This is a genomic window from Xenorhabdus sp. XBWT, from assembly GCF_059072735.1.
Genome location: NZ_CM180990.1, coordinates 3944918 through 3960491 on the forward strand (window position 1 = coordinate 3944918; position 15574 = coordinate 3960491).

The following is a 15574-nucleotide window of genomic DNA, read 5'->3' on the forward strand; positions in this document are numbered from 1 at the left end:
TCGGGGATAATATGTCTTTACAAAAAAACTTAGCAAAATTTGATCGTATTGATTTACTAAAAACTGAGACCATGATGGATAAATTGGAAAATTTATCTCACTATTTAGGGCGCGATGTTTATATTAAGAGAGATGATTTAACCCCCTTAGCGATGGGTGGGAATAAATTACGTAAATTGGAATATCTTATTGCTGACGCATTACAAAAAAAGGCTAAAGTTATTGTTACCGCTGGAGCAATTCAATCAAATCATGTACGGCAAACAGCTGCTATTGCTGCAAAGTACGGACTAAAGTGTGTTGCCTTATTAGAAAATCCCATTCAAAGCCAAGATAGTAACTTCCTGAATAATGGTAATAAACTGCTGACAGAATTATTCAACACCCAATGTGTCATGTGTGATGAGTTGATCGATCCCAATGTGCAAATGAAGGAATTGATTGACCAGCTCAATCTCGAAGATACTTATATTATTCCCGTCGGCGGTTCCAATGCCCTTGGTTCATTGGGTTATGTGCGTTGCGCATTAGAAATTGCCGAACAGCGCCCAAAAGATGTCGAATTTGCTGCCGTTATTGTCGCCTCCGGAAGCGCAGGAACACATGCAGGATTGGCTGTTGGATTACAATCCGTACTACCACAAACACCTGTTATTGGTGTTACCGTCTCGCGTGTTACAGCCGAGCAAGCACCGAAAGTCAGTCAGTTGCAGCAAGAAATAAGCTCGCTTTTAGGTCAAACAACCTGCCCAGATATCCTTTTGTGGGATAATTATTTTGCTCCCATGTATGGCATGCCGAATAAAAAAGGGTCTGATGCCATTACGCTATTGGCACAAAAAGAGGGCATTTTATTAGATCCCGTCTATACCGGAAAAGCTATGGCCGGATTAATTGATAATGTCCTGAATAATACCATTGAAAGTCAGAAACCATTGCTCTTTGTTCATACAGGTGGAGCTCCCGCACTATTTTCCTATTCTGGAATCGACTCAATAATAGATTGATGTATGAATCATTACATACAGGATCTTAAGAATTAAGCTTTTCAAGACACCCATACAATATATTATTTTTCCTTAATTTTCTCTGTGGTGTCTTGAAAGCGTTTCGGGATAAATATTCCCTCGTCTCATCCCGACAGAAAACGAGCTATGACCATGCATCTTATATTAACCCGCACTTACCAAATCATCTTCGACTGCTCAGCACCAATTTAAACGCAAAAAGCAAAAACAACCCACCTGTTGCGCGATTCATCCATTTAATGACATTTTCACGGCGTAATATATGGGAAAGAGAGCGTGTGGCACAAATCAGTGACAATGACCATAACGTGCCAAGCAATACGTGGATCGCCACTAAACTGAATGTCCATAAAATGGGTGAGTGCCCTTGTGGAATAAACTGCGGCAAAAATGAAACATAAAACACGCCCATTTTCGGATTCAGTACATTACCCAACATACCTTTGATAAACCAATTCTGGTCTTTAACAGAAGAAGATGTTTCTCCCCCAAGATCTTTTTTAGGATGCCAAATCATTTGAATGCCCAGCCAGCATAAATACAATGCACCACACCATTTTAATATGTTGAATGCCAGCTCTGATACGGCGATCAATGTACCAAGACCAAAAGCCACCATTGCTCCCCAAATAAAGCACCCCGCATTAATTCCAAGAGCGGCTTGAAAGGCTTTTTTACCCCCTTCTGCCGTTGCAGTTCTCAAAACTAATGCGGTATCTAATCCGGGTGTCAATGTGAGAAATGTAGCCGCCAGAGTAAATGCAAGCAGGGAATCCATAGCAGTCATGTTTATATCCAAAAAACAAAAGCAGAGTCAAAACTCGATTATCGAGAATGCTAAATGACACTTATATATCCAACTGGCACGGTTTTTGTCAACCAAACTCCGTTATCCGCCTGATGGAATTTGAAGCTATGCTCATACATCAACTGGGCTTCAATTGTCAGAATAACTACTTTACCATGACGCTGACCCACTTTGGTTGCCGTGGATTTATCCGCCGATAAATGAACGTAATGCCGCGTTCCTGCTCGTAATCCCTGTTTAAAGATGGGATCCAGAAAATGGGTGGCAGTGCCGTGAAATAGAAAAAATAAACCTGAGAGATAAAAATGAACTACGCCAAAGTTTCACCTAAAATTATTAATCCGTTATACAAAAGCTATGAAGAAGTTCACTCCTCTGCACTGGATCAATCCCTTATTCTTTTAGTAGAAACACGGATATCCCAAATTAACGGTTGTGCTTATTGTTGCCGCCTTCATGCCGAAGCAATCCGCAAAGATCATGGTATCGAGCAAGTAAAATTAGATAAATTACCCGCGTGGTTCAATTCCAGTATATATAGCCCAAAAGAAAAGCTAGCGTTAGAGTGGGCTGAAGCCCTGACGACTAATCCCAGGCAAAATGTGCTGGACGGGATCAAAGCCCGCCTTGATGATGTCTTTACCGAAAAAGAAATCGTTGACCTGACGGCTGCTATTTCCCTGATGAATGCCCTCAACAGGATGGCAGTCAGTTTGGGTGACAGAAACGAATAATCTCAATCATTAAGGCCAGCAAAAAGTTAAAACAAAAATTTCTTCCGGCAAACCTTGCGATGAATGCTATCGTGAGTATAATTCGCGACGATTTGCCGGGAGAAAACATGAAAGATTTCGCTGTAGAAGTCGTAAAACATCAAGCTAACCAAAACCTGCCTGCTGGCAGCGTAAGCGTATTGTTTTTCCCATTGCTTAACAGAACATTCATTTAAAAAGCCCCTCAATTGAGGGGCTTTTTTTTACCTGCCCAGTCAGACTAAAAATCATAAAAGAGGAACGTAAACATGGCTAATCCGTTATATCGCAAACATATCATTTCAATTAATGATCTGAACCGCACAGATCTGGAATTGGTATTGCAGACGGCAGCTGCATTGAAAGCCAAACCACAGACTGAGCTACTGAAACACAAGGTGATCGCAAGCTGCTTCTTTGAAGCCTCTACACGTACCCGTCTCTCTTTTGAAACCGCCATTCAGCGACTCGGCGCTTCCGTCGTTGGCTTTGCCGACAGCAGCAATACTTCATTGGGTAAAAAGGGAGAAACGCTGGCTGACACCATTTCTATCATCAGCCAATATGCCGATGCGATTGTTATGCGTCATCCACAAGAGGGGGCGGCGCGACTGGCATCTGAATTTTCCGGCAATATCCCTGTCATTAATGCCGGCGATGGCGCAAACCAGCATCCAACCCAGACATTACTCGACCTGTTCACTATTCAGGAAACTCAGGGCAGACTGGAAAACCTGAAAATCGCCATGGTCGGTGATTTGAAATATGGTCGCACCGTACACTCGCTGACCCAAGCCCTGGCGAAATTTAATGGCAACCATTTCTGCTTTATCGCTCCGGATGCTCTGGCAATGCCAAGCTATATCCTGCATATGCTGGAAGAAAAACAGGTAAGCTACAGCCTCCACAACAACTTTGAAGATGTGATGCCTGAACTGGATATTCTGTACATGACCCGCGTTCAGAAAGAGCGTCTTGATCCTTCCGAGTATGCCAATATCAAAGCTCAGTTCGTCCTGCGCGCGGCAGATCTGGTCAATGTAAAAGAGAACCTGAAAGTTCTGCATCCTCTGCCACGTATTGACGAAATCACGGTAGATGTTGATAAAACCCCGTATGCTTACTATTTTCAGCAGGCGGGTAACGGAATTTTCGCCCGTCAGGCATTGTTGTCTTTGGTTTTGAATGAAGAAGTTATTATAGAACGTTAAGAAAAACAGATAGCCATTAATATTATGATTAAGGCATTTTCTCCTTGATCATAGTATTATTTTCTTCAATAAGGATTTCTATTTTTCTTATCCGATATTATCCGGATAATTTCTTTAGCTAATAATTATAAAGGATTGTATTCACCATGATCATCCGTCCAAATCAACTTTGGTTTTTCGCTTGTTTGACTGGCATGGCCCAGTATTATCGAAAATAACTTTCCGCTTAACACTGAACCTACTGCTAAGTGACTACTCCTCTCCGTAAAGAGGTTCACGGCGGATTTTGCTAAATCTAAACACCTTAGACGAGGCGTTGAGGTTCCGGCTGCCTCTGTTCTGTGAGGGATAATTTCACTGGCACAGATTTCGAAGTCGGCGTGCCTGTGCCTTCCCCAATGCTTTCCATTGGAACCAGTGGATTGGTTTCTGGGTAGTAAGCTGCCAGATTTCCCCGTGGAATGGTATAAGGAACCAATTTGAAACCGGAGACTTTACGCATAATGCCGTCATTCCATACCGTTTCAATATCAACCAGATCACCAGCCTGATAGCCCGATTGTACGATATCTTCTGGATTCATGAACAACACTTCCCTCTGGCCATAAACCCCACGATACCGATCATCCAGACCATAAATAGTGGTGTTGTATTGGTCATGAGAACGTAAGGTCTGCAACGTGAAAGGAACTTCTGCCCCCTCAATTTGCGGAAACAGGGTTTTCGGCAGTGGTACGTGGCAGAACTCAGCTTTTTTACTCGGTGTAGTAAAGCGTAATTCAGCCGCAAAATTGCCGAGGTAGAAGCCACCGGGGTGTTCGCATTTTTTATTGAAACCATCAAACCCCGGTATAGTCGCCGCAATATGATCGCGGATTTTGTTGTAATCACCCGCTAACTCAAGCCAGTTAATTGTCTCTGTATTGCCGACTGTCGCGTTGGCAATTCCTGCAATAATTGCTGTTTCAGAACGTTGAGTATCAAATAGCGGTTTATTCACACCTTCTGACGCATGAACCATGCTGAATGAGTCTTCTACCGTCACAAACTGCGAACCTGTAGCCTGAATATCCCGTTCGGTACGCCCCAGCGTCGGCAGAATAAGTGCGCCTTTCTTACCGGTAACTAGATGGCTCCGGTTTAATTTTGTGCTGATGTGTACGGTTAAATCACAATGTTTAAGGGCTTCTTCTGTACGTGGACTATCCGGAGCCGCCGCCGCAAGGTTTCCTCCTAACGCAATCAGAACCTTGGCTTCATCACGCAACATGGCTCTCAGTGCTTCCACAACATTATGCCCGTGGGCACGAGGCGGTTCGAATCCAAAGTGGGCAGCCATGCTATCCAGAAAAAGCTTACTGGGTTTCTCATTAATTCCCATCGTCCGGTTGCCCTGTACATTACTGTGACCACGTACCGGACAAAGCCCAGCACCGGATTTACCCAACTGACCAAACAATAATTGAAGATTGACGATTTCACGGACGGTAACCAAAGAGTGTTTATGTTGGGTTATGCCCATTGCCCAAGTGCATATAACGCGCTCTGCGCTCTGGTAAATTGCCGCCGCTTCGCGCAATTGTGTTTCAGTCAATCCAGATTGATTCTCAATAAATGACCATTCAGTCACGGCCACTTCTTGTAAATAGGCATCCACGCCATCGGTATGGGCCGAAATGAATTCCAGATCAAAAATACCCGATTTACCCTCAACTAATAGGGCGTTATGCGTCTCCAGAAGCGCCTTCACAATTCCCCGAACTGCCGCCATATCGCCACCCAGTTTTGGCTGGTAGTAACGATGGCTAATTTCTCCCGCCATTGGCGTTATCACTTCAAGCGGTTTTTGCGGATCAGCGAAACGTTCCAATCCGCGCTCTCGCAGAGTATTAAAGGTAACAATGCGTGCCCCACGCTCAGCAGCATGTCTCAGGCTATGCAACATTCGTGGATGGTTCGTTCCGGGGTTCTGACCGAATACAAAAATAGCATCCGCGTGATCAAAATCTTGCAGCCGAATAGTGCCTTTCCCAACCCCCAGACTTTGCAACATGCCGTAACCGCTGGCTTCATGGCACATATTGGAACAATCAGGGAAGTTATTTGTTCCCAATACACGACCGAACAGCTGATAAAGCCATGATGCCTCATTACTGGCTCGACCGGAGGTATAAAGTTCAAGTTGATTGGGATTACCCATTGCCTTAATGTGGCTGGAAATCAGGGTAAAAGCCTCATGCCAGCTAATCGGTTCATAATGGTCTGTCTGCGGGTTGTAACTCATCGGCTCAACAACCCTGCCTTGATATTCAAGGAAGTAATCACTTTGTTGATAGAGTTTACTGACACTATGAGTCGCGAAAAACGCCCGATCAACATGACGACGAGTCGCTTCCCAAGTCACTGCTTTAGCACCATTCTCGCAGAAACTGAACAAACTTTTATTGTCATCGCCCCATGCGCATCCGGGACAATCAAAACCTCTGGGCTTATTCATGCGCATCAGGTTAACCATATTCTTCAGTGCTTGCTTGCTATCAAAAACAAAGCGAGTGGTTGCCTCCAATGAACCCCAACCACCCGCAGCCGAGTGGTAAGGTTTTATTTTTGATTTGAATTTCATAAAAATCTCGATTTTTTATGTCGTGGTCAACACAAGTTGGCCACAGATTTACAGGTGAACCAATAACGCCGATTTCATTCATTGGCGGGTTACCACCGATGTAATCATAGGGGCGAACCCAAGTAGTCAGGCTTCGTGATAAAACTAAAAATCAGGCGATAACCACTTCTTTATAATCATACTCTTATTCATTTATTGTTGTAGTTATTCCGTTGTTACATCACGAAAAAACCGAATGATAATAATACTGTCACTCTTGTATCAATATAATATTTCTTGACGTCTTTTTATTTAAGTAAATTTATTTAATGTATTTTTATTGATAATTATCAACCATAAAATTAATGATGGTTTCATAAAGCAGGGCATTACCAAGATCAATAGCAAGATTTACGGCATATGTAGGTAAATGAGAGTCATGTTTTATGACAATAACAGCATTGATGGGTATAAAATATACTATATTAGGCGTTAGGAGAATTAATTGAGTGCACGAAATGATTTTTAAAATCAGTTAATTTATTATCAGGTTAATAATTATCATTAAATTAATAAAACACCTCAAATAAATCACTACAAAACAATAATTATAAATTAATAGTTTAAGCGGGTTTTATATAGAAAAAACCTCACAATACTCCATATTATGATGAACATTATTGTTATCTGCCCGTTACGCTCAACCTGTAACAAATTGAGACATAACGGGCATAAATCTTACAATTAAACCAATCATGATTCCTTATTTTATCCTCCTTCCTTGGTGTACCACACAAACTATAGAGGATTTCCCTGATGCTAAGCCCTTGTATTACAAAACACCAACAGATAACATAAGATTATGAATTCAGGTTAATGACAATATATTATCAAATGGATTATATAATGCAAGAATCGAATAATATAAAAGCAAGCAATCCTGATGATTTGTTGATAAAAATCTCACAAAACATTGATTTTCTGATGAAAAAAAATAACATAGATTCTCAATCCCTAAGTAAATTAACAGGACTGGGAATTGCCACTATCAACAGTCTCAGGCGTGGTGTCGGCAACCCGACTATTGCTACTATTTCATCTATCGCAGAGGTGTTTGGTGTGAATGTTGGTGAAATTACAGACAACAAATTATCTGAATCAAAAGAAAATGAAGAGGTTATTTCATCAGTCCCTCTAATCCGTTATGATGAATTAGATAGTTATATCTCAGGGAAAATAACCAATATAAATTTATATAAGTTAAGCATTCATCATGAACAAGAAAATTCTCTTATCGCCATTGAATTTTCCAATAACCTCTTATCTCCATATTTCGACAGCAACACTGTTGCAATAGTTTCCAAAGCTGAAAGTTTTTGTGACAGCGATGTGGTTCTCGTAAAAATTAAAGATGCACCTATCTGTTTTAGACAAGTATTTGTTGGTGAAAATGGCATTTATTTTTCAATATTAGGCATTGAAAATGAAAGGAAAATGATATTAACTCAAAATTATACAATAATTGGGGTTGTGATTAAATCAATTAAAAAATTAAAATAGGGAATTACAAATGGGAAAGATAATTGATTTCTTCAAGAAAACATTCAAACCTCGTTATATATATAGCTTGCAGAAATTCGAACCCATAAAAGAAAATGGATTTTACATATTAAAAGAACTGGGTACTCACACATGTTTAAAAGTAACAGCAAAAGATATTTTTGAAAGTGATTTATTATACAACATCAATCCTGCCGACATTATATTTATAACGTTATTTGAAGAAAATGACATGAAAGAAAAGCAAAAATTTGAAATAGTAGAGGAAAGGAGAGATCTGTTATTCACAATACAAAATGCTTACTCACGCAGACAAGTAAATGGAAAAGAGATACTTGTCGATAAGAATATAGTAGAAAAATTAGATCCAACCAGCCTCGTAAAAATTGCTTATATGTCGGGATTAAAAGATGGCCGTAAAATTTCCGATGAAATATCGAAGGCAGAAAAAATAAAATCATCTAAATCTGCAAAATTAAAGGTAATAAAGTGACTCACTCGTATCCGAATAGTACAAAGTTTAAATATGATTCCTTATTTATTTCTTTATCAGTCACAATAATGATAACTTGTGATGTTCTTGTATATAAGACCCTAGATTTTGATGGCTTTAAAATCACATTCAGTGGAATTTTGTTCTCATTTTACTTTCTTATATCTACGATTCAGACTGAGGTTTATGGATACAGGCAAGGAGTAAAAACGGTCTGGATAATGGTTCTATGCCAATCAATTTTCGTGATGGTCATCTTTGCTGCATCACATGCACAGCCAGAGAACAATGAAATATCAATGAATTTCAGATCATTATTTGGTGAATTCTGGCGTGTTATGGTAGGAACCTGGATTTCAGTTCCAATTTCATACTTTATAAATGGATTCGTTATATCCTCCCTAAAAAAAGTTTTTCTTGGGCGATTTTTTTTCATCAGATATATTATTGCCTCAATGATCACTCAAGCATCACTTCTATTGTCAGCCTATCCTATAAGCCTTTCATCAAAATATAGCTTTGATGAATTAATCATAATAATTTTCACAACATGGTCTTATAAAGTAATAATGTCTATCATTCTCCTTCCTATAGGGATAATTTTGGCTAATAAAGTAAAAAAATTAGAACAAACTGATATATATGATTGGAATATCTCATATAATCCATTTATTTTTAGAGGTAATAAAAGATGAAAGTCATTCATTTATCAGATATACATTTGACTAAAAACAGAAATGAAAAAATGTTTGATGTGAACCCTTATAAAAATTTTGATTTTGTTTGTCAGGAAATATGTAGAATAAAAAATCTGACTAAAATTGAATTAATCGTTGTATCTGGTGATATCTCAGACAATGGTGATATTGAATCCTATAGATATTTTTTAACCAAAATGGATTCATTAAAAACACCTTATATTGCTATCCTTGGAAATCATGACCTCAAAGATAATTTTGAAATAGCATTTAACGAAAAAAAATCAGGATACATTATCACTTCTGGTGATTATCAAAATGAAAACTGGCATATTATTTCCGTTGATACTGTTGTTGAAAAAGAAGATTATGGTTTTATCACGGAAAACAATCTTATAGAATTAGAAAGAAAAATAATTAACAGCAACGGAATAAATACAGCTGTGTTTATGCATCACCATGCCATACCCGTTAATACACCGATTGTTGATAGTTGCATGTTGAATAACGCCAATTCACTATTAACAATATGTGAAAAATATAAAGTTAAATTTATTGGCAGTGGGCATGCTCACACTTTACGTATTTGGCATAATAATAATATGACAATAAGTGTTGCTCCTGCCGTTGTATTCCAGTGGATATTAGGTACAGAGATAGTCAAAATATCAAAAGGCTTCGGTTTTAATATTATAGACTTTTCAAAGAATTTATCTTTAACATCATGCCTTTACTAGCACATACCTAATGGATTTCAAAATGCAGTTTTATTCATTACTCTAAAGTTGGAAAGCTGAACTACCGATAGGCATGTATTCAACAGTGATGACCTTCACTTTTTGAATACATGCCCCAAAATAAGCTATCCAATCTATGACTGCCCTACTAAAAAATAAACAAACGTTCCTACGTAATTACCAATCACATAACCAACAGTTCCTATCACCATTATCGGCCCGACCAGATTAACCCAACCTCGGCTGATTGCCATTGCAGCTGCGGTCGTCGGCCCGCCGATATTAGCATTGCAGGCGAGTATGTTTTCTTCAAGGCTGAATTTGAATATTTTTCCTGCTGTAAAGGTCAATATCAGATTAATTATGGCAATCACAAACACGAACGCAAATAACAACATAGCATGGCTGATAATGGCCTGTATGGATGCCGGTATACCAATCACGACAAAGAACATATAAATGGCATAAGTTCCCAGTTCTTGGGTACCGTTCAGTTTGCTGAATGTCTCTTTAAATATTGAAACGATAATAAAAGTGACGGTAGTCAGAAGCAGGTATTTATCAGAAATCAGGCTAAAAATGAGTTCCTGATAAATATTATTTGGCTTTCCGAGCAGTTCTTTTAGCCATGATGAAAGATGAAACGATAAGGCGACAATGAAAATAGACCATGCCAGCGACAATGCAATGTCTTTTAGGGCTATGTCTTTTGGTTTCCAATAAGCAGCAGCTAAAGTTTGGGATTTATCCAGCTTGGGAGCGTTTTCTACCGAATCAATATATGGACTTCCCCAGAATTTCCTCGCTGCTGTCCAGCCGGACAAAGCCATCAGGATAATAAAATAGCCCGCCATCATAAAATTATCAGCAACAATCGCTGATGCTACCATATATTGGGTGGTTTCCAGCTTGGCAGCCATTGCAACAAAATTAACACCGCCTCCCGTATAAGACGCTGCCATCATGCCACTGATTTTATCCAGCTCAGGAATGTATGCTTTGAAAATGTGGAAAGAAATTATCGCTCCAATCATGGTGGCGATGGACGAAATTAAAAACAGTATCAGCAATCGTCCACTCTCTTTAACAATGCGGTGTAAATTGATTTTAAATAACAGTAAGGGGATCGCCAGCGGCAGGATATATCCCCACACGGCATCATAAACAGGGGCTTCAGTGGGAATAATATTCAGGTTGGAAGCTAAAACAGCAATAATCAATGCAATAACAGAGCCGGGTATTTTGGATGCCCACTTAACTCGTTGTTCCGCCATAATCGCAGCAGCAACGACAATCATAATAAAAGCCCAGAGCATTAATGAATTGTCAGCGGTAATGAAGGTATTTTTCATTATTCCCCCTGTTATTTTATAAAAATAGGTTGTGCACGTTCTATTCCATTAATTTATACACAATGGATTTCGAGATGCAGCACGACGGCAAAAGAGCAAATCCCCGGAAGCATAAATTAACCGTATGTTTACAAAAACGGTGACTGGGGTGAAGCAAGTGCAGCCAACAAAGCTGCAACTTGAAAGACGACACAGGTATATCTAAATTAAAATTTGGCTAGGTCTATCGCACCATAAATGGCAGCCTTGCTTTTATAAAATGCCCACAAGGAATTACCGTAATCATAATGCCACCATTCAGTCGGTAAACTGCTAAACCCGGCTTGAGTCATGGCCTGATAAAGTAATCGGCGATATAAGGTGGCAGGCATATTTTGTTCCGGGGCTTTTTCTAATGCTGCGGTGTAAGAGATTTCACTGACTTCATCAAACTCAGTCCCCAAAAACAGGGTCTGACCAGACACCATATCAAAGAGTGTCACATCCACAGAACCACCCGTCAAATGAGGGCTGACCTGATGTTCCTCCACCGGAGCCGGAGCCACGAACTGCTGTAACAATCGCCTCTGTTCGTCAGCGGATAAACCATTATATTTAGCTGCAATTTCTGCCTGCATTTTATCTTGCAGTGCCTGCTGAGTTTCCCGTGAGCGCCAGCCATCCAATACCAGGAGTCCTAAATGGGAAGGAAGTAATTGTGATGCCATTGTGAGTTTTTCAATGACACTTTTTCTCACCATGCAATATTCAATGGTGCCTTTTATTCCTGCCAGAAAATAAACAGATTTTTGTTTTAATTTATCTGTATCAATAACTTTCTCTAAAGTCTCATGACATTCATAAATAGGGATTTTATTAATTGCCGGCCAGTCAAAGTTTTTGTCTACTACAATTTTTTCCACAGTATTTTTCTCCTTGAGAGACGACAGAAATAGATAATTTACACTACAGTATAAATAACAATATCCTTACACATTAACAACAAAAATACATGCCATTAAATTTAAATACTTTCTATCAACAACTTAAATAATCTTTAAAATTAATGAGTTAATCAGATGAAATGCTAAATCGTATATGACAAAATAGGCTGTTTTTCCCTTGATCCCCTAATATTTGGAGGAGGAATACCAGAACGGTATTCATGACATAACATGACCCAAGACCATCAATTACAAGTAGAAGCCATTAAATGTGGCACGGTTATCGATCACATCCCAGCTCATGTCGGCTTTAAGTTATTGTCACTGTTTAAGCTTACCGAAACCTATCAGCGTATTACCATCGGCTTGAACTTACCTTCTAACCATCTGGGCAAAAAAGATCTGATCAAGATTGAAAATACCTTCCTGACAGAACAGCAAGCAAATCAGCTCGCCATGTATGCGCCACATGCCACTATCAATAACATTGAAAATTATGCCGTGGTCAAGAAGATGCACATCAATTTGCCAGAGCGGATCGACGGCATTCTTATCTGCCCAAATAGCAATTGCATCAGCCACAATGAGCCGGTCAAAAGCAGTTTTCATGTGATAACTGCTGAAGATGATGTAGTATTACGTTGTAAATACTGTGAAAAAGAGTTTGACCGTCAGGCTGTCATCAATAACTGTTGACCATCAACTCTAGCGCCCAATAACCAATGGATTTCAAGTTGCAACGCTAATCAATAAAACTACAGCTTGAAAGGCGAAGAGTAAGAATGTCCTGTATCAATTGATGCAAAGCGGGGGATCACTATAATGACGATCTCACAATATTTTATTTTCGACGTTAAACAGGAGTTTCTAATGTCACGTTCTATTCATACCGAAAATGCACCAGCAGCAATCGGCCCTTATGTACAGGGTGTTGATCTGGGCAGCATGGTCATCACTTCCGGCCAGATCCCTGTTGATCCGAAAACCGGTACTATCCCTGAAGATGTTACAGCTCAAGCCCGTCAGTCTTTAGAAAACGTTAAAGCTATCATTGAGCAATCTGGCCTGAAAGTATCTGATATCGTAAAAACGACTGTGTTTGTCAAAGACCTGAATGATTTTACAACCGTCAATGCGGCTTATGAAGCGTTCTTCAATGAGCATAAAGCACCATTCCCTGCTCGCTCATGTGTTGAAGTTGCCCGTTTACCAAAAGATGTAAAAATAGAAATCGAAGCGATCGCTGTCCGTAGCTAATTGACTATATTGCTATACATGCAGTTCGATAAATTCCAACCCTGATCACTTCGGTATCAGGGTTTTTCTTTTTACCCCGTCCTTCTCTGTCCCTTTCAATCTTTCCTTGTCTTAGATCAACTTTACAGGTTGTATGTTAGCTTAAATAAGCTATATATTGTGATTTAATAACAAATAAATACTACATATGGTATTTGTACACAAAATTATCCACACCTAACAAAAGAGAGTACTCATGTCATTTTCACCTGTGGATAATATATCGAGGAACCCTATCGTGAATTCTCATAAATGGCATGATCAACTAGATCAGGAAATTCGTGGCCTGATCGAGCAAAATAATTTCTCCCTGCTTAATGAAAATGCGAATAAAGACAGTAAAGTGATCCCAACCCAACGTGATTTATTGGCAGGGATCGTCGCCAGACAGTACGCCAAACAGTATATGTTGCCTCATGATGTGGTTGCTGCGCATGAAAAGGGAGAAATACACTATCATGATCTGGATTACTCCCCATTTTTCCCCATGTTCAATTGTATGCTGATCGATTTACAGGGCATGCTGACTAATGGCTTTAAAATGGGTAACGCGGAAATTGAGCCGCCTAAATCCATATCCACAGCTACGGCAGTCACCGCGCAGATCATCGCACAAGTTGCCAGCCATATTTATGGTGGCACGACCATTAATCGCATTGATGAAGTTCTCGCGCCTTTCGTGAAAGCCAGTTATGACAAGCATCTGGCAGTTGCCAAAGAGTGGAAGATTGCAGATCAGGTCGCCTATGCAGAAGCACGCACTGAAAAAGAGTGTTATGACGCGTTCCAATCTCTGGAATATGAGGTGAATACGCTGCATACCGCTAATGGGCAAACACCATTTGTCACGTTCGGGTTTGGATTAGGTATGTCAAAAGAATCACGTTTGATTCAAATTTCTGTCCTGCGTAACCGCATTGCAGGCTTGGGGAAAAACCGCAAGACCGCCGTCTTTCCCAAACTGGTTTTTGCCATTCGTGATGGATTGAATCATCGGTTTGGTGATCCCAATTATGATATTAAATTATTGGCTCTGGAATGTGCCAGCAAACGGATGTATCCCGATATTCTCAATTATGATCAAGTTGTTAAAGTGACAGGCTCGTTTAAAACGCCAATGGGATGCCGTAGTTTTCTCAGTGTTTATGAGGAAAGTGGGCAGCAAATCCATGAGGGGCGCAATAACTTGGGGGTTATTAGCCTGAATCTGCCCCGCATTGCACTCGAAGCCAAAGGTGATGAGGCAGTTTTCTGGCGGTTGCTGGATAGACGTCTGCTGCTCGCGAAAAAAGCCCTGATGACCCGCATTGAGCGACTCGAAAACACTAAGGCGCGTGTGGCTCCAATCCTCTATATGGAAGGAGCCTGTGGTATGCGTCTGAAAGCCGATGATAATATTGCTGAGATTTTCAAACACGGGCGGGCATCCATCTCGTTAGGCTATATCGGTATCCATGAAACAATAAATGCGTTGTATGGTACGCAAATTCATCTCTTTGATAATCAACAACACCAGCAAAAAGCGATCTCCATCGTGAAACACCTACGTGAAGCTGTCGACGGGTGGAAGCTGGAAACAGGCTATGGATTCAGCCTGTATAGCACGCCAAGTGAGAATTTATGCGATCGTTTTTGTCGTCTGGATACAAAAGAATTTGGTGTAATCCAAGAGGTTACTGATAAAGGCTATTACACCAATAGCTTCCATCTGGATGTGGAGAAGAGGGTCAACCCCTACGATAAGCTGGATTTTGAAGCTCCCTACCTACCGCTGGTGAATGGGGGTTTTATCTGTTACGGCGAGTACCCCAATCTACAACATAATTTAAAAGCGTTGGAAGATGTCTGGGATTACAGCTATTCGAGAGTTCCGTACTATGGTACCAATACGCCCATTGATGAATGTTACCAATGTGGTTTTACCGGTGAATTTGCCTGTACCAGCAAAGGCTTTACCTGTCCTCAGTGTGGTAATCATGACTCTGCCCATGTTTCTGTTATCCGGCGTGTCTGTGGTTATCTCGGCAGCCCCGATGCCCGTCCATTCAACGCTGGGAAACAAGAAGAAGTCAAACGCCGTGTGAAACATCTCGGCAATGGCCAAATCGGTTAAT

General features: G+C 40.2%; 15 protein-coding genes and 2 pseudogenes. 12 read left to right on the top strand and 5 right to left on the bottom strand.

Annotation, left to right across the window (positions count from 1 at the left end):
- Positions 1-11 precede the first annotated feature (11 nt).
- The gene (locus AC5JQI_RS17245) at positions 12-1007 is read left to right on the top strand and encodes a D-cysteine desulfhydrase (RefSeq protein ID WP_493913061.1); all 996 of its coding nucleotides are present in this window, start codon (positions 12-14) and stop codon (positions 1005-1007) included.
- A 184-nt stretch (positions 1008-1191) separates the two neighbouring features.
- Here the strand turns inward: AC5JQI_RS17245 and AC5JQI_RS17250 are convergent, their stop codons facing one another.
- Both AC5JQI_RS17250 and AC5JQI_RS17255 read right to left on the bottom strand, forming a co-directional pair.
- On the bottom strand, positions 1192-1815 hold the full coding sequence (locus AC5JQI_RS17250) for a LysE family translocator (RefSeq protein WP_237387743.1): 624 nt from the start codon (positions 1813-1815) through the stop codon (positions 1192-1194).
- A gap of 50 nt (positions 1816-1865) precedes the next feature.
- Positions 1866-2120, bottom strand: a pseudogene (locus tag AC5JQI_RS17255) (RNA 2'-phosphotransferase); the annotation flags it as partial.
- 21 nt (positions 2121-2141) lie between these two features.
- Between AC5JQI_RS17255 and AC5JQI_RS17260 the strand changes: the two are divergent.
- The 4 genes and pseudogenes from AC5JQI_RS17260 to AC5JQI_RS17275 all read left to right on the top strand — a co-directional run.
- Positions 2142-2570 (top strand): carboxymuconolactone decarboxylase family protein, encoded by a 429-nt coding sequence (locus AC5JQI_RS17260; protein ID WP_493913062.1) that lies wholly within the window; start codon positions 2142-2144, stop codon positions 2568-2570.
- A gap of 71 nt (positions 2571-2641) precedes the next feature.
- Entirely contained in the window at positions 2642-2785 is a 144-nt protein-coding gene (locus AC5JQI_RS17265; protein WP_493913063.1) for a hypothetical protein, read from the top strand.
- Between the two features lie 72 nt (positions 2786-2857).
- On the top strand, positions 2858-3799 hold the full coding sequence (gene pyrB, locus AC5JQI_RS17270) for an aspartate carbamoyltransferase (protein WP_493913064.1): 942 nt from the start codon (positions 2858-2860) through the stop codon (positions 3797-3799).
- Between the two features lie 146 nt (positions 3800-3945).
- Positions 3946-4049: pseudogene (locus tag AC5JQI_RS17275) on the top strand (bestrophin family protein); the annotation flags it as partial.
- Positions 4050-4103: 54 nt separating this feature from the next.
- Here the strand turns inward: AC5JQI_RS17275 and AC5JQI_RS17280 are convergent.
- Positions 4104-6422 carry an FdhF/YdeP family oxidoreductase gene (locus AC5JQI_RS17280; RefSeq protein ID WP_493913065.1) on the bottom strand — a complete coding sequence of 773 codons (2319 nt, stop codon included), beginning with the start codon at positions 6420-6422 and terminating at the stop codon, positions 4104-4106.
- An 885-nt stretch (positions 6423-7307) separates the two neighbouring features.
- Between AC5JQI_RS17280 and AC5JQI_RS17285 the strand changes: the two genes are divergently transcribed.
- The 4 genes from AC5JQI_RS17285 (at position 7308) to AC5JQI_RS17300 (ending at position 9889) form a co-directional block, all read left to right on the top strand.
- On the top strand, positions 7308-7961 hold the full coding sequence (locus AC5JQI_RS17285; RefSeq protein WP_493913066.1) for a helix-turn-helix domain-containing protein: 654 nt from the start codon (positions 7308-7310) through the stop codon (positions 7959-7961).
- A 10-nt stretch (positions 7962-7971) separates the two neighbouring features.
- Positions 7972-8454: a hypothetical protein gene (locus AC5JQI_RS17290; RefSeq protein ID WP_237387224.1), complete on the top strand. Its 483-nt coding sequence runs from the start codon at positions 7972-7974 to the stop codon at positions 8452-8454.
- Between the two features lie 68 nt (positions 8455-8522).
- Complete coding sequence (locus AC5JQI_RS17295; protein WP_493913067.1) at positions 8523-9149, top strand: VUT family protein; 627 nt, start codon at positions 8523-8525, stop codon at positions 9147-9149.
- Entirely contained in the window at positions 9146-9889 is a 744-nt protein-coding gene (locus AC5JQI_RS17300; RefSeq protein WP_493913068.1) for a metallophosphoesterase family protein, read from the top strand. The genes AC5JQI_RS17295 and AC5JQI_RS17300 overlap by 4 nt, the downstream gene beginning before the upstream one ends.
- A 134-nt stretch (positions 9890-10023) precedes the next feature.
- On the opposite strand, the gene AC5JQI_RS17305 is transcribed toward AC5JQI_RS17300, so the two are convergent.
- Entirely contained in the window at positions 10024-11241 is a 1218-nt protein-coding gene (locus AC5JQI_RS17305) for a DUF819 family protein (protein WP_493913069.1), read from the bottom strand.
- Positions 11242-11447: 206 nt separating this feature from the next.
- Positions 11448-12143, bottom strand: a complete 696-nt coding sequence (locus AC5JQI_RS17310; protein ID WP_493913070.1) for a M15 family metallopeptidase — start codon at positions 12141-12143, stop codon at positions 11448-11450.
- 252 nt (positions 12144-12395) lie between these two features.
- Here AC5JQI_RS17310 and pyrI point away from each other — a divergent pair, with 252 nt between their 5' ends.
- The 3 genes from pyrI to nrdD all read left to right on the top strand — a co-directional run bounded on the left by pyrI (position 12396) and on the right by nrdD (position 15573).
- Positions 12396-12860, top strand: a complete 465-nt coding sequence (gene pyrI, locus AC5JQI_RS17315) for an aspartate carbamoyltransferase regulatory subunit (RefSeq protein WP_237387229.1) — start codon at positions 12396-12398, stop codon at positions 12858-12860.
- A 174-nt stretch (positions 12861-13034) separates the two neighbouring features.
- A complete protein-coding gene (gene ridA / locus AC5JQI_RS17320; protein WP_493913071.1) occupies positions 13035-13421 on the top strand; it encodes a 2-iminobutanoate/2-iminopropanoate deaminase in 387 nt (128 codons plus the stop codon).
- Between the two features lie 235 nt (positions 13422-13656).
- Positions 13657-15573: an anaerobic ribonucleoside-triphosphate reductase gene (nrdD, locus tag AC5JQI_RS17325; protein WP_493913072.1), complete on the top strand. Its 1917-nt coding sequence runs from the start codon at positions 13657-13659 to the stop codon at positions 15571-15573.
- Position 15574 lies beyond the last annotated feature (1 nt).

Bases quoted from the DNA above. Each gene is read 5' to 3' on its own strand.
- AC5JQI_RS17280 (WP_493913065.1), bottom strand. From the start codon at position 6,422: ATGAAATTCAAATCAAAAATAAAACCTTACCACTCGGCTGCGGGTGGT.
- pyrI (WP_237387229.1), top strand. From the start codon at position 12,396: ATGACCCAAGACCATCAATTACAAGTAGAAGCCATTAAATGTGGCACG.
- AC5JQI_RS17250 (WP_237387743.1), bottom strand. From the start codon at position 1,815: ATGACTGCTATGGATTCCCTGCTTGCATTTACTCTGGCGGCTACATTT.
- AC5JQI_RS17260 (WP_493913062.1), top strand. From the start codon at position 2,142: ATGAACTACGCCAAAGTTTCACCTAAAATTATTAATCCGTTATACAAA.
- AC5JQI_RS17295 (WP_493913067.1), top strand. From the start codon at position 8,523: ATGATAACTTGTGATGTTCTTGTATATAAGACCCTAGATTTTGATGGC.
- AC5JQI_RS17285 (WP_493913066.1), top strand. From the start codon at position 7,308: ATGCAAGAATCGAATAATATAAAAGCAAGCAATCCTGATGATTTGTTG.
- AC5JQI_RS17290 (WP_237387224.1), top strand. From the start codon at position 7,972: ATGGGAAAGATAATTGATTTCTTCAAGAAAACATTCAAACCTCGTTAT.
- AC5JQI_RS17300 (WP_493913068.1), top strand. From the start codon at position 9,146: ATGAAAGTCATTCATTTATCAGATATACATTTGACTAAAAACAGAAAT.
- AC5JQI_RS17305 (WP_493913069.1), bottom strand. From the start codon at position 11,241: ATGAAAAATACCTTCATTACCGCTGACAATTCATTAATGCTCTGGGCT.
- ridA (WP_493913071.1), top strand. From the start codon at position 13,035: ATGTCACGTTCTATTCATACCGAAAATGCACCAGCAGCAATCGGCCCT.
- AC5JQI_RS17245 (WP_493913061.1), top strand. From the start codon at position 12: ATGTCTTTACAAAAAAACTTAGCAAAATTTGATCGTATTGATTTACTA.
- pyrB (WP_493913064.1), top strand. From the start codon at position 2,858: ATGGCTAATCCGTTATATCGCAAACATATCATTTCAATTAATGATCTG.
- nrdD (WP_493913072.1), top strand. From the start codon at position 13,657: ATGTCATTTTCACCTGTGGATAATATATCGAGGAACCCTATCGTGAAT.